The sequence below is a fragment of the Paenibacillus sp. 276b genome, assembly GCF_900107875.1.
Lineage (GTDB): Bacteria > Bacillota > Bacilli > Paenibacillales > Paenibacillaceae > Paenibacillus > Paenibacillus marchantiae.
In genome coordinates this window covers 1,054,389-1,067,313 of the sequence record NZ_FNRR01000002.1, presented here as the reverse complement: position 1 = coordinate 1,067,313, position 12,925 = coordinate 1,054,389, and the positions used below count along the sequence as shown (strand labels likewise).

Sequence of the window (12,925 nt, the reverse complement as noted above, 5' to 3'; positions counted from 1 at the left end):
GTTTCGAAACGGGTTAGGGCAGTTGGATTAACCAATTGACCCTTCCATTTCAAACTTGATCAATCTGTTCATCTCTACCGCATATTCCATCGGCAGTTCCTTCGTGAACGGTTCAATAAAGCCCATGATGATCATCTGTGTTGCTTCTGCATCGGTCAAACCACGGCTCATCAGGTAGAAGAGTTGATCCTCGGACACTTTGGATACCGTAGCTTCATGCTCAAGCATGATGTTATCATTCATGATTTCATTGTAAGGAATCGTATCGGATGTGGACTCATTATCCAGAATGAGCGTATCACATTTGATATTGGATTTTGCGCCCTCCGCTTGGCGACCAAAGGAAGCCAGACCACGGTAGGTTACTTTACCACCATGTTTACTGATCGACTTGGATACAATCGTTGATGTTGTATCTGGAGCCAAGTGAATCATTTTCGCGCCTGCATCCTGATGCTGATTTTTACCAGCTACAGCGATGGACAGAACCGAACCTTTAGCTCCGCGGCCTTTCAGTACAACTGCTGGATATTTCATCGTCAGTTTGGAACCGATGTTGCCATCGACCCATTCCATCGTTGCATTTTCTTCAGCAACCGCACGTTTCGTAACCAGGTTGTAGATGTTTGGTGCCCAGTTTTGAATCGTTGTATAACGAACACGAGCATTCTTCTTACAGATGATCTCAACAACCGCACTGTGCAGTGAGTTCGTGCTGTAGATTGGAGCTGTACAGCCCTCTACATAGTGAACGAAGCTGTCTTCGTCCGCAATGATGAGTGTACGCTCGAATTGTCCCATATTTTCGGAGTTAATCCGGAAATAGGCTTGCAGAGGCACTTCACATTTTACGCCTTTAGGCACGTAGATGAAGCTTCCTCCGGACCAAACGGCACTGTTCAATGCAGCGAATTTGTTATCTGCTGGTGGAATAACGGTTGCGAAATATTCACGCAGGATTTCCGGATGCTCTCTAAGTGCAGTATCCGTATCCATGAAGATTACGCCCTGATCTTCCAATTCTTTTTGCATGTTGTGGTATACAACCTCGGACTCATACTGAGCCGATACACCTGCGAGGAACTTTTGCTCCGCTTCAGGGATACCCAATTTATCAAAAGTTTCCTTGATTTCGGAAGGAACTTCTTCCCATGTTTTTCCTTGCTTGTCAGAAGCACGGACATAATACTGAATTTCGTTGAAATCCAATCCGTCAAGATCTCCGCCCCATTTAGGCATCGGCATTTTTTCGAATTGTTTCAGGGATTTCAAACGGAATTCCAACATCCATTCCGGTTCGTTCTTGATTTTGGAAATCTCCGTAACGACTTCTGCAGTCAGACCTTTACCGGTTTGAAAGATGGATTTGTGCTCGTCGCGAAAACCATATTTATACTCTTCCATTTCTGGTGCTTTTTTAGCCATCTTGCTCTACCTCCCTATCGTTATTGTACATTGTCCTCTTCGTCAATTCCTTTGCGTAAAGCATTCCAGGCCAATGTGGCACATTTGATGCGTGCAGGGAACTTGTTCACACCGGATAGGGCTTCGAGATCTTCATAATCGTCGAAATCGACTTCTTCCCCTTTCATCAGTGAGGAGAAACGGTTAGCCATGTCGAGTGCCTGATCCATCGTTTTGCCTTTGACTGCCTCGGTCATCATTGATGCCGAGGACATGCTGATGGAACAACCTTCCCCCGTATACTTGGCTTCCTGAACGATTCCGTCTTTCAGCAAAAGTTGCAGTGAAATCCGGTCGCCACACGTTGGATTGTTCAAATTCACCGTGACAGCTTCATTATCAAACGTTCCGCGGTTCCGCGGGTTTTTGTAGTGGTCCATTATGACACGCCGGTACAGATCATCAAGTTGCATCGCCAAAATACTCCTTTGTCTGGATTAAGGCGCTGACAAGCCGGTCCACATCTTGTTCGTTATTGTATAGATAGAAACTGGCACGAGCTGTTGAACTGACTTCAAGCCAGCGCATCAGCGGTTGGCAACAGTGGTGTCCAGCACGAATGGCTACGCCACTCGCATCAAGCACAGTTGCCACATCATGCGGATGTACATCACCGAGGTTAAATGTAACCACTCCGACATGACGCTTAGCTGGCCCATAAATGGTCAGTCCGTCAATCTCGGCCATACGTTCCGTTGCATAAGCTGCCAGCACACTTTCATGATGAGCAATCTCATCCATGCCAATCTGCTCCAGGAAATCGATAGCAGCGCCCAATCCAACCGCACCTGCGATAATCGGTGTTCCACCTTCGAATTTCCAAGGAAGCTCTTTCCAATTGGATTCATAGAGACCCACATCATCAATCATTTCACCGCCGAACTCAACCGGCTCCATGGACTCCAGCAGCGCCTTTTTGCCGTAAAGTGCACCGATCCCGGTTGGTCCGCACATTTTATGGCCGGATAATGCGTAGAAATCACAGTCCAGATCCTGCACATCCACCTTCATGTGCGGTGTGCTCTGTGCGCCATCCACAACGATGACAGCACCATTGCGGTGTGCAATTTCAGCAATTTGTTTTACCGGATGAACAACACCCATAACATTGGATACATACGCGATTGCTACAATTTTGGTATTGTTCGTAATCGTCTTCTCCACATCAGCCAAATCAATGTTGCCATCCGGCTGTAGCGGAATGTATTTCAATGTCGCTCCCGTTTCCTTGGCTACTTGCTGCCATGGAATCAGATTGCTATGGTGTTCCATCTGCGTAATAACAATCTCATCGCCTTCTTTGCAGACTGAGCGTCCGTAGGACGAAGCCACCAAATTCAGAGCGGTCGTTGTCCCACGGGTGAAAATAATCTCCTGTGTGCGCCGTGCGTTGATAAACTTGGCAACCTTCTCACGTGCGCCTTCATAAGCATCCGTTGCACGGCTTCCAAGCGTATGAACACCACGATGCACATTGGAGTTCTCAAATTCATAATAATGTTTAATCGCTTCGATTACAGCCAGCGGCTTCTGGGAAGTCGCTGCGTTATCTAGGTATACGAGCGGGTGTCCGTTGATTTCCTGGTGGAGGATCGGGAACTGCTCGCGGATAGCCGGGTTCATTGTCCCAGTTTCCGTTCGATGAGAGACTGCAATTGGGTACGCAGTGCTTCCAAAGGAATATCCGCCACCACCGGAGCCAGGAAGCCGTAAATGATCAGGCGTTCCGCATCCGTACGGTTAATCCCGCGCGACATCAAGTAATGAATTTGCTCCACATTGACTTGACCTACAGAAGCCGCGTGACCAGCTGTTACATCATCCTCATCAATGAGAAGGATTGGGTTGGCGTCTCCACGTGCTTTCGGGCTCAGCATCAGTACTTTCTCTGTTTGCTGTCCGTCCGCTTTGGTAGCACCTTTCTCAATCTTCGTGATTCCGTTAATGATTGCAGAAGCCTCTTCACGCATAACTGCACGTGTAATCATCTGACTTGGCGTGTTTTTGCCAAAGTGACGAGCTTCTGTTGTGTAGTTCAGTTTTTGGGAACCGGAACCTACTGCGATAACTTTGGAATCGGAGCTTGAGCCGTTCCCTTTAAGAACCGTCATCGTGTTGCTAGCAGTATCACCGTTGTTCATCTCACCAACGATCCACTCAATCGAAGCGTCGTTCTCCACCACTGCACGGCGGAAAGATACGTCAGTAACACTTGTGCTCAGTTGGTGAACTGATGCGAAACGGACTTTGGCACCAGCTTTCACGAATACTTCCACAACACCGTTATGGAATACAGGTGAAGACAGTTCGCCAGATACATAGTTATCCACATAAGTAACGGAGCTGTTGGACTCAGCAACTACAAGCACATGCGGTGCAAATGTTGCAGTAGCATCATCTGTAAGCAGTACCGCTTGCAGCGGAACTTCAATCTCTACGTTTTTCGGAACATAGAGGAATACCCCACCGTTCCAAAGTGCTGCATGCAGTGCAGCAAGGGAATGCTCATCTGCTTTCACAGCTGTATTCAGATATGGTTTTACCAGATCGCTGTGTTCGCGAACCGCTGTAGCAAGATCCGTGAAGATAACTCCTTTTGCTGCAAGATCAGCAGACAACTTGGAATATACCGTACTGGAATTACGCTGGATAACCAGACTGCCTTCCGCTTGGTCCTTAACTAGATCTTTAATGGAAGCTGGTACTTCCTCAAGGGAAGCAATCGCTTCACTAGCTTTATACGTGCCGTACTCGCTGACATTCCAGCGTTCGATTTTTTGTTTTTCCAGTTTAGGAAGCGCAAGCCCACTTGCTAGCTTAAGGGCTTCGAGACGCTGCTCGGTCAACCAGCCGGGTTCATTGTTGCTTTCCGACAAGGCGCGAAGCGCTTCAGATTCAACCGGAAGAATTGTTTGTGTAGTCATTGATTATCCTCCTCCGTTTTGTCTTTACGCTTGACCTACAGTTTCGTCTGTGATTCCCAGCTCTTCCTTAACCCAGTCATATCCTTCAGCTTCCAGACGGTGAGCCAGTTCAGGTCCGCCAGACTTCACGATACGACCTTGCATCATTACGTGTACGTAGTCAGGAGTAATGTAGTTCAACAGGCGTTGGTAGTGAGTGATGATCAGGAAGCCGCGATCTTCGCTCTTCATTGCGTTTACACCGTTTGCTACGATTTTCAGAGCATCGATATCCAGACCGGAGTCGATTTCATCGAGTACTACAATTTTTGGATCAAGCAACATCATTTGCAGAATCTCGTTCCGTTTTTTCTCACCACCAGAGAAACCTTCATTCAGGTAACGGTGAGCAAACTCAGGGTTCATGTCGAGTTCTTTCATTTTACCTTCCATTTGGCGAATGAACTTGATCAGGGAGATCTCGTTACCTTCACCACGACGTGCGTTGATTGCGCTACGCAGGAAGTCAGAATTCGTTACGCCAGCAATTTCACTCGGGTATTGCATAGCCAGGAACAGACCTGCACGAGCGCGCTCGTCTACAGCCATATCCAGTACATCTTCACCATCAAGTGTAATCGTACCTTCTGTTACTTCATATTTAGGGTGCCCCATAAGTGCAGAAGCCAGTGTTGATTTACCTGTTCCGTTCGGACCCATGATTGCGTGGATTTCTCCACCTTTCATTTCCAGGTTGATGCCTTTCAGGATTTCCTTACCTTCGATCGTCGCTTTCAAACCTTCAATGACGAAATTCGTAGCCATGTGTATTGTTTCCCTCCATTGATTAAATTGATGTTTACTGTCGAAAACGAAAAAGCACCTATTAATATCTGAACAGGGCTTCCCCTGAATTTCTCCTGTACTCCAATCTCCAAAGCAAGAATCACTTTAGAATAATTCTAAACTGATTCTCAATGATTATCAAGTCATTTCCTAAGAACTCTTGTCCCTTACAGGAAACATTATTCTATCTGATTCTATAATAAAAGCCAGATTGAATCAAATGACAAAACTTCTACGTCATAAATAGACAGTGAGAAAAATCACAGGGATTCAATCTTTTATCAAATCTGATCCTCTCAATTGAAAAAGGACCTATCCATATCATGGACAAGTCCTTCCGATAAATAACATTACATTTTGAGCGTCTCGTTAATCTTCTGTACCTGTTCGTCAAAATCCGCAACGTCCACCACCGGCGTCATTTCGCGCGGCACCGGACCATTCGGAATGGAAATCCATGAACGGCATCCGTTGTATTCAGGTAATACGGGAATCTCCATCGGTTCCTTCAAACGGTACACTCGGAGTATCAATACGTGGAGTGGATCTTTGCGTTTCCACTTTAGGCGATCTTCGGCAAAATCCGCAGTCCACATATGAAAGTCAAGAAGTCGATCCAGCATCTCCTGATCTCTGATCTCCAAATCCTGTGTCACTTCAGCATATGCTGTGAGATGGATCGTCGAAGCTTCAGGCACCCATTCGGCCAATGATTCCTCAACATAGAAATGATCAGAGGACTTTATCAGTTCTTTACGCTGATGTTCATAAGTCGGATACAGATAGAACGCTGGACTTTTCAACTCAAAACGTCGGGTTTCCTCCACAATCCCGCCTTTGCGCATCACCATAACTTGGCGACCCGTTTCCAGCGCTTTGATTGCGGAGGCCCATTCTTTTAACGCTGGTATCGTTGTGCCTATCATAAAGTTCTCCTCCCGAAGTCAGTCTTGTCAGCAGTATAGACGCTAGGCGTCATCCTGACAACGTGAAAGTAGGTGGGAGTAACTGTATGGTTTATAAGCCAACAAACTCGGTAAATGCGGATGGAATTAGCCCAAGAAAGAGCGCAGCATCCACATATGTTTCTCCAGATCAGCTTTGAAGCCTGTCAGCATATCAGATGTTGGTTGGTCTTCCGCAGCGTCTGCCACTTCAATACCTTCCTGGTACTCGTTCGACAATGTAGCAAAATCTTCGATCAGATTCTGTACCATTGTGTTGGCATCTTCGCCACCAGCTGCTTCCTGAATGGAGGAAATCTCCAGATATTCTTTCATCGTAGCCGCTGGGCTACCTTTGAGGGTAAGAATACGTTCAGCAATTTCATCCATTTGTACAGTCACTTCATTGTAGAATTCTTCGAATTTTACGTGCAGTGTGAAAAAGTTAGGTCCTTTTACATACCAGTGATAGTTATGGATTTTAACATACAGGACGTTCAGGTTTGCCACCTGACGATTAAGTACTTGTTCCACCGATTTTGCTTGATCTGTTTTGTTTTTTGTAGCCATCTTAATCCCATCCTTTTATTATAAAATTAGTCTGACATTCACTATAAGCAGGGTACCCTGCCGTAAATGACAGAGATTTAACATTTCGGCACCACCCAGTGGTGGGGAGCCTTGTCGGCGGTATTTCTGTCAACCGTCCGGCCTATTTGTTTTTACCCGTACACCGGAAGTTCGAAACAAGTCCAGTATGGGCTGTCTCAAAAAAAGGGTACAAAATCACAGTTATTTCCGATATACTGACATATACCAAGCAAAGAAGTGGGTTTTCCTGTTTCTTCATATATATGGAGGTGGCATTCTTGTCCCAATATCACCCTTTTACACCCCAGGATGCAATCGAACTGGCCAAAACTTTACCGGGTCCGTTTGCGGCAGATGCGAATCTGGAATGTCGTGAGATCGGTGACGGCAATCTGAATTTGGTCTTCCATATCACGGATCAGAACTCCGATAAAAGTATCATTATCAAACAGGCTCTTCCTTATGCGAAAGTGGTCGGAGAATCATGGCCATTGTCTCTGGTACGTGCCAGAATTGAACGGGAAATCCTACAGGAAGAGTATCGTCTATGTCCGGGAATGGTGCCGGAAGTGTACCATTATGATGATGATCTCGCCTTAACCGTGATGGAAGATTTGAGCGATCATGTGATTATGCGTAAAGGCCTCATCGATGGCGGAACATATCCTCTTTTTGCACAACATATTGGGGAGTTCATGGCAAGAACATTGTTTTTCACGTCAGATCTTGGCATGAACCAGCAACTGAAGAAAGAGAAACAGGGCAGATTCGTCAATCCGGATCAATGTAAAATAACCGAAGATCTGATCTTTGATGAACCGTATCGCATTGCGGAGAAAAATAATTATGAGGCTTCCATTGAAGATGAAGCGGAAGCACTTCGTACAGATGGAGAACTTCATCTTGAAGTAGCCTTGCTGCGCGAGAAATTTCTCACCCATGGTCAAGCTCTACTTCATGGTGATTTGCATACAGGCAGTATTTTTGTCACACCTGAATCCACGAAAGTCATTGATCCCGAATTTGCCTATTTCGGCCCAATGGGATTTGATGTAGGAGCCGTGCTTGCCAATCTGCTTCTCCACTACGCGTCGCTGCCAGGTCGAATTCAGGATCAAAAGGCTCTTCATGAGCGTGAAACGATTTTGCTGGATATGGTTCGTGACGTATGGACTGAATTCGAATCCCGCTTCCGTGGTCTGTGGAATTCCGATCTGGTTGATCCTATGGCCAAAGCACCTGGATATGAAGATCTTTATGTACAACAATTATTCAGAGACTCTGCTGGCTTTGCTGGCGCAAAAATGGTCCGTCGTATTGTTGGACTCGCGCATGTCGCAGATATCGATACGATTGAAGATGCGACACAACGTGAACGTGCTCAGCGCAAAGCGCTGGCGATCGGTAAAGCACTCATCAAGCGTAATCGCAATCTGAACACCATTGGTGAACTTCTAGATACAGTAGCTACTGCGGTTACTTCTATTAAAGCCTGACTCAAAGAATGCATACAGCTTAACTCAAGGAACGGAGGAACATCCATGACAACCCCTGAACATCAGCCTCTGTCCTCCCTTATATGGAAACAGGACAAGCTTGAAATGCTTGACCAGCGTCTGCTGCCTGAAACGATTTTGATGCTGAAACTGTACACACCCGAGGAAGTATGGGAATCCATCCACTCGATGAAAGTACGCGGTGCTCCCGCGATCGGGATCGCTGCTGCATTTGGCGTCGTGCTCGGTGCCAAGGCATATGACGGACTTGCCGTACAAGGCTGGTTGGATCATGTAAAATCCATCTGTGCTCATCTTGCCACTTCCCGTCCAACGGCTGTGAACTTGTTCTGGGCGTTGGATCGTATGATGCAAAAAGCCAGTGACCTCGCTGAATTAGGTGCAAATATCGAAGATAGTAATGCTGCTCTTGAAGCGGAAGCTCTCTTGATTCAAAAAGAAGACGAAGAAGTGTGCCGCCTAATCGGTGAAAATGCTCTTCCTTTGTTCGCAGACGGTATGGGTGTCCTCACACACTGTAATGCCGGCGGACTTGCAACCGCGAAATACGGAACAGCGACTGCACCAATGTACCTCGCTCACGAGCGCGGCATCAACCTGAAAGTATTCGCAGACGAAACTCGCCCTGTCCTTCAGGGTGCACGCCTTACGGCCTTCGAGCTTCAGCAAGCGGGCATTGACGTTACTCTGATCTGCGACAACATGGCAGGCATGGTCATGTCCAAAGGCTGGATTCAGGCAGTTATCGTGGGTACAGACCGCGTTGCTGCCAATGGGGATGTAGCTAATAAAATCGGAACTTACAGCGTAGCGGTCCTTGCCAAAGCGCACAACATTCCATTCTATGTAGCCAGCCCACTGTCCACCATTGACCTGTCTACGCCATCCGGAGACCTCATTCCGATTGAGGAACGTGCTTCGGAGGAAGTAACCGAAGGATTTGGCAAACGTACAGCACCGCAAGGTGTGAAAGTATTCAACCCAGCGTTTGACGTCACACCTAACGAATATGTAACAGCCATTATTACGGAAAAAGGCGTCGTTCGCGCTCCTTTCAAAGAGAATCTGGCTGCCTTGTTCGCCAAGGATGAAGCTTAATTAGTGGAAACATGTTTTATCGTTTGATATAGGATTTGTACATGTAAATTAAAGAGAGGACTTCCCAGTAGGGGAGCCCTCTCTTTAATTGTTGATTATTCAGGGATTAGATCATCTTGAGCAATGCTTCTACACCCGTCATGCCAACCGTAATGCCCATAGCTTCGGCTTCCGTTGTCACCGACTCCATAGGTGCATGCAGCAGCTGTTCCAATGTGCGCACGCCAACCGCCCGAGCTGCAATAATTTTGCGATCCCCAAGCTTCTCATTAAGTAATCCCACATCGAGTGCTCCGCACATAATATATCCTTTGGATGTATTAATCGTCAGTAATGTCGTTTTGGGCAACTTCACTTCTACCCCGACCAGAACATGTTCTCCAACCACAATCGGCTCCATCGTCACCATAATTTCCCGATACACCTCCTCTTCCACAGGTCACGATAATTGTATGCCTCATTCTGGATAGCCGTGTGGACACCTGCGGAAAAGGATTGGAAATGCATATGGTTTTACTTGATTTTGCCTAAGTGGTTGCTCATTTTCTATGTCTCCAGTACTATGATTATTGCCTTTTTAATGATATAGTGTATTGAAGCATGTTTTTGCTGACATATCTTTTAACGGGGCTGGGATCAATGAAAGAAACCTTATCCAACGAAGAAGAAATCGGCTTTTTATTCAATGTCGATATTCTTATTAAGAGCCGCTCGAATGCATTGGCACTGCAGTCCCTGTTGGAGTTCATAAACAAAGAGGAACAAATTGCAGACTTCCGGATTCAATCCGGCATAGAGCTTGGCAAAATTATTGAAGTGACACTGCAGTCCAAAAAGGACTCATTCGCCTTTCTTCATAAAGAAAGAAAAAAATCACAATCCAATGCAAGACAGAAGAACACTTCACCAAATCAAGCGACGGCTTCAACCGTTCCAGTCAAACCACAAAGTGAAATCGAAACACCTGCTTCCCAGAAAGCTCCTTCAACCGAAGCATCCAACACTACCAACGGAAATTCATTCGATGTATGGATTGATACCCTTATCAAAGAAAACCGTCTTACTCGGATCGTTGTGAACAACAAGAACGGCCGGCATCAAAGCATTCCATGCCGAATCTTGAATTTTGATCGGGATACCAGCATTGTAAGCGTCTACCATGTGGATGAAAAACAAGTGTATACGTTCCGAACCAATGAAATTGATGAGTTTCTCTAACTCAATGAGCATTCAAACAAAAAGCAACTTACGGGGGAATTCCATAACATTTCCCAGGCAAGTTGCTTTTTTAGATAATCATTCATGTAACAATGAACTGCTACATCATAATTTCTCCATAACTACTTCCAGCTATTGTAAATAAATCATCATGAGCGATCTTTTCCCCGCTGCCACACGTCTATTGCTAATAACAACCATCCGACAATAAAGGCTACCCCGCCAATTGGGGTGATGGCTCCCAATATTTTAATACCTGAAATACTCAGTACATACAGACTACCCGAGAATATGATAATTCCGATAAATAGCAGGCGTGCTGCCCACTTGAGCTTGGTGGACGGTCCAAGTTGACCCGCTGTAAGACCAATAATCAGCAGTGCGATTGCATGTATCATGTGGTACTGCACTCCGGTTTCATACACGGCTATGGCGTCTGCACCAATTTTTTCCTTGAGCATATGTGCACCAAACGCACCAATAGCTACCGAAAGCATTGTCAGTACAGCACCAAGCATCATCCATTTCCGTTGCATTTAACTTCTCTCCCTTAATTCATCTCTCAACTATTATTTTAGCGAATCCTTGCAGTGTTTACCAGCCAGCTCCGATGCGGAAGGCATTTATATGTCTGGTTATATATACTTTGTTGCGCTTTTGCCTCAAAATCGACGAAAACTGGCGTTAAACCTTGATTTTTATCGATTTTTATGGAAAAGTAAAAAGGAATGCCTTCATTCTCTTGATGAGAATCGTAATACCCGGATTAGGTTAATTACAATCATGCCACGATTAAGGGAGGGATACACCATTTATGGATAATCACAATAAACAGAATAACAATAATCCTTATCAATCCGGTTCCGGCACGGATTATTCAGATCCCAATCATGACAACCTGTTTACACCTTCCCCTTCCTCCCTGGAAGATCCATCCATGGGTCGATTGAAACATTCCGGGCCTGGTATTGCAAGTTTTGTGATTGGATTGGTCTCAATCATTGGTTACATGCTGACTTTTTTTATTGCCACAATGGCTATAAACAGTTCAATTGGCGTTGTAACCACACCGATCCAAGTGGAGGAGATTGCATTACATCCAGCAGTTGTTCTGGCTTCTCTGGCTGTTCTAGTTTGTTTGATTCTTAATCTGGCCGGAATCATTCTCGGCGTGATTGGGCTTATTCTCAAAAATCGAAAAAAAGTCTTTGCTATTATTGGAACCATTCTCAGTGGAGCCATGATCCTGGCGTTTGCAGGGCTTATTATTGCAGGTATCTATATGATGTAGAAGCGTATATCCGCTTTACATTCATTCTTCAAAAATGATAATGAAATAACACTGATTCATCTCAACATGATCCATTTGATCCATTCTATTGCCAAATTTTCGTATCCAAAGGAGATTGACATGTCACGAATCAAAATTTTCACGGACAGCACAAGTGATCTGGCCCCAGCATGGATCCAGCAGCACGATATCGGTATCATCCCTTTATATGTCGTGTTCGGTGAGGAATCACTGAAGGACGGTGCTGAAATTAAGCCGGAGCAGCTCTATGAACGTGTAAGCAGGGATGGGCGTCTGCCCAAAACAGCAGCACCTTCACCTGCTGATTTCATGACGGCATTTCAACCTTACATAGAACAAGGGTATGATATCTTATATATCAGCTTGTCCTCTGAACTTTCGTCAACTTACCAAAATGCAAGATTGGCCAGTTCCGAGTTCCCGGAAGGTCGCATCTCTGTCGTGGATTCTCTGAATCTTTCTTCCGGAATTGCCCTGCTGGTGATGAAGGCAGTTCATGCAGCAGAAAAAGGGCAAAGCCTGACGGAGATTACACATCTCGTTGAAGCCATCAAGCCAAATGTGCGAACTGAGTTTGTCATCGATACGTTGGAGTATCTGTATAAAGGTGGACGCTGCTCGGGCATGCAAAACCTGATTGGCAGTCTGCTGAAAATTCGCCCCGTCATTCGGGTAGCCGATGGCAAGATGTCTCCTGCCTACAAAGTCCGTGGCAAACGGGAAAAGGCGCTGGAACAAATGCTGCAAAACACACTTAACCATAAGGAACAGATCGATCGCGATCTCGTTATCGTCGTGCATACCATGGCCGAGGAAGACGCGCTTGATTTGCAAAAGTCTCTGCAGGAGCAGACTGGAGCACGAGTGGAATTAACTACGGCTGGTTGCGTTATATGTAGTCATTGTGGTCCCAAAACGATCGGTATCATTTACAACACGGTTTTATAAAAGGCCTCTCATCACACAGCATGTTTCCTTAATGATTAGAATCATGTCTGCTGAAACCATTAAAGACCAAGCCAGAAAGGGCAT

At 45.7% G+C, this 12,925-nt stretch carries 14 protein-coding genes; 5 read left to right on the top strand and 9 right to left on the bottom strand.

Going from position 1 to position 12,925, the window contains the following annotated elements; genetic code table 11:
• Nucleotides 1–27: 27 nt before the first annotated feature.
• From sufB to BLV50_RS15845, 7 genes are all read right to left on the bottom strand, one after another.
• Nucleotides 28–1,425 carry a Fe-S cluster assembly protein SufB gene (sufB, locus tag BLV50_RS15875; protein WP_024629097.1) on the bottom strand — a complete coding sequence of 466 codons (1,398 nt, stop codon included), beginning with the start codon at nucleotides 1,423–1,425 and terminating at the stop codon, nucleotides 28–30.
• Between the two features lie 20 nt (nucleotides 1,426–1,445).
• Nucleotides 1,446–1,877, bottom strand: a complete 432-nt coding sequence (gene sufU, locus BLV50_RS15870; protein ID WP_063564289.1) for a Fe-S cluster assembly sulfur transfer protein SufU — start codon at nucleotides 1,875–1,877, stop codon at nucleotides 1,446–1,448.
• Nucleotides 1,867–3,087, bottom strand: coding sequence for a cysteine desulfurase (locus BLV50_RS15865; protein WP_063564288.1), 1,221 nt, complete (start codon nucleotides 3,085–3,087; stop codon nucleotides 1,867–1,869). The genes sufU and BLV50_RS15865 overlap by 11 nt, the downstream gene beginning before the upstream one ends.
• On the bottom strand, nucleotides 3,084–4,388 hold the full coding sequence (gene sufD / locus BLV50_RS15860) for a Fe-S cluster assembly protein SufD (RefSeq protein WP_063564287.1): 1,305 nt from the start codon (nucleotides 4,386–4,388) through the stop codon (nucleotides 3,084–3,086). Before sufD ends, BLV50_RS15865 begins: the two co-directional genes overlap by 4 nt.
• A 24-nt stretch (nucleotides 4,389–4,412) precedes the next feature.
• Nucleotides 4,413–5,192 (bottom strand): Fe-S cluster assembly ATPase SufC, encoded by a 780-nt coding sequence (gene sufC, locus BLV50_RS15855; RefSeq protein WP_063564286.1) that lies wholly within the window; start codon nucleotides 5,190–5,192, stop codon nucleotides 4,413–4,415.
• Between the two features lie 371 nt (nucleotides 5,193–5,563).
• On the bottom strand, nucleotides 5,564–6,139 hold the full coding sequence (locus tag BLV50_RS15850; protein WP_090808713.1) for a DUF1802 family protein: 576 nt from the start codon (nucleotides 6,137–6,139) through the stop codon (nucleotides 5,564–5,566).
• A gap of 126 nt (nucleotides 6,140–6,265) precedes the next feature.
• The gene (locus BLV50_RS15845; protein ID WP_063564284.1) at nucleotides 6,266–6,727 is read right to left on the bottom strand and encodes a Dps family protein; all 462 of its coding nucleotides are present in this window, start codon (nucleotides 6,725–6,727) and stop codon (nucleotides 6,266–6,268) included.
• A gap of 299 nt (nucleotides 6,728–7,026) precedes the next feature.
• Between BLV50_RS15845 and mtnK the strand changes: the two genes are divergently transcribed.
• Nucleotides 7,027–8,244: an S-methyl-5-thioribose kinase gene (mtnK, locus tag BLV50_RS15840; RefSeq protein ID WP_090808711.1), complete on the top strand. Its 1,218-nt coding sequence runs from the start codon at nucleotides 7,027–7,029 to the stop codon at nucleotides 8,242–8,244.
• 45 nt (nucleotides 8,245–8,289) lie between these two features.
• A complete protein-coding gene (gene mtnA / locus BLV50_RS15835; protein ID WP_090808709.1) occupies nucleotides 8,290–9,363 on the top strand; it encodes an S-methyl-5-thioribose-1-phosphate isomerase in 1,074 nt (357 codons plus the stop codon).
• A 106-nt stretch (nucleotides 9,364–9,469) separates the two neighbouring features.
• On the opposite strand, the gene BLV50_RS15830 is transcribed toward mtnA, so the two are convergent.
• Nucleotides 9,470–9,772: a YunC family protein gene (locus BLV50_RS15830; protein ID WP_017689545.1), complete on the bottom strand. Its 303-nt coding sequence runs from the start codon at nucleotides 9,770–9,772 to the stop codon at nucleotides 9,470–9,472.
• A gap of 230 nt (nucleotides 9,773–10,002) precedes the next feature.
• On the opposite strand from BLV50_RS15830, the gene BLV50_RS15825 reads away from it, so the two are divergent.
• On the top strand, nucleotides 10,003–10,581 hold the full coding sequence (locus tag BLV50_RS15825; protein WP_072734007.1) for a hypothetical protein: 579 nt from the start codon (nucleotides 10,003–10,005) through the stop codon (nucleotides 10,579–10,581).
• Between the two features lie 149 nt (nucleotides 10,582–10,730).
• On the opposite strand, the gene BLV50_RS15820 is transcribed toward BLV50_RS15825, so the two are convergent.
• Nucleotides 10,731–11,117, bottom strand: a complete 387-nt coding sequence (locus tag BLV50_RS15820; RefSeq protein ID WP_063564280.1) for a DUF423 domain-containing protein — start codon at nucleotides 11,115–11,117, stop codon at nucleotides 10,731–10,733.
• 278 nt (nucleotides 11,118–11,395) lie between these two features.
• On the opposite strand from BLV50_RS15820, the gene BLV50_RS15815 reads away from it, so the two are divergent.
• Complete coding sequence (locus BLV50_RS15815) at nucleotides 11,396–11,872, top strand: hypothetical protein (RefSeq protein ID WP_090808707.1); 477 nt, start codon at nucleotides 11,396–11,398, stop codon at nucleotides 11,870–11,872.
• Nucleotides 11,873–11,992: 120 nt separating this feature from the next.
• On the top strand, nucleotides 11,993–12,841 hold the full coding sequence (locus tag BLV50_RS15810; RefSeq protein ID WP_063564278.1) for a DegV family protein: 849 nt from the start codon (nucleotides 11,993–11,995) through the stop codon (nucleotides 12,839–12,841).
• Nucleotides 12,842–12,925 lie beyond the last annotated feature (84 nt).

What these genes read in the sequence shown, in the direction of transcription:
- sufB (WP_024629097.1), bottom strand. Translation starts at nt 1,425, where the DNA reads ATGGCTAAAAAAGCACCAGAAATGGAAGAGTATAAATATGGTTTTCGC.
- sufU (WP_063564289.1), bottom strand. Translation starts at nt 1,877, where the DNA reads ATGCAACTTGATGATCTGTACCGGCGTGTCATAATGGACCACTACAAA.
- BLV50_RS15865 (WP_063564288.1), bottom strand. Translation starts at nt 3,087, where the DNA reads ATGAACCCGGCTATCCGCGAGCAGTTCCCGATCCTCCACCAGGAAATC.
- sufD (WP_063564287.1), bottom strand. Translation starts at nt 4,388, where the DNA reads ATGACTACACAAACAATTCTTCCGGTTGAATCTGAAGCGCTTCGCGCC.
- sufC (WP_063564286.1), bottom strand. Translation starts at nt 5,192, where the DNA reads ATGGCTACGAATTTCGTCATTGAAGGTTTGAAAGCGACGATCGAAGGT.
- BLV50_RS15850 (WP_090808713.1), bottom strand. Translation starts at nt 6,139, where the DNA reads ATGATAGGCACAACGATACCAGCGTTAAAAGAATGGGCCTCCGCAATC.
- BLV50_RS15845 (WP_063564284.1), bottom strand. Translation starts at nt 6,727, where the DNA reads ATGGCTACAAAAAACAAAACAGATCAAGCAAAATCGGTGGAACAAGTA.
- mtnA (WP_090808709.1), top strand. Translation starts at nt 8,290, where the DNA reads ATGACAACCCCTGAACATCAGCCTCTGTCCTCCCTTATATGGAAACAG.
- BLV50_RS15830 (WP_017689545.1), bottom strand. Translation starts at nt 9,772, where the DNA reads ATGGTGACGATGGAGCCGATTGTGGTTGGAGAACATGTTCTGGTCGGG.
- BLV50_RS15825 (WP_072734007.1), top strand. Translation starts at nt 10,003, where the DNA reads ATGAAAGAAACCTTATCCAACGAAGAAGAAATCGGCTTTTTATTCAAT.
- BLV50_RS15820 (WP_063564280.1), bottom strand. Translation starts at nt 11,117, where the DNA reads ATGCAACGGAAATGGATGATGCTTGGTGCTGTACTGACAATGCTTTCG.
- BLV50_RS15815 (WP_090808707.1), top strand. Translation starts at nt 11,396, where the DNA reads ATGGATAATCACAATAAACAGAATAACAATAATCCTTATCAATCCGGT.
- BLV50_RS15810 (WP_063564278.1), top strand. Translation starts at nt 11,993, where the DNA reads ATGTCACGAATCAAAATTTTCACGGACAGCACAAGTGATCTGGCCCCA.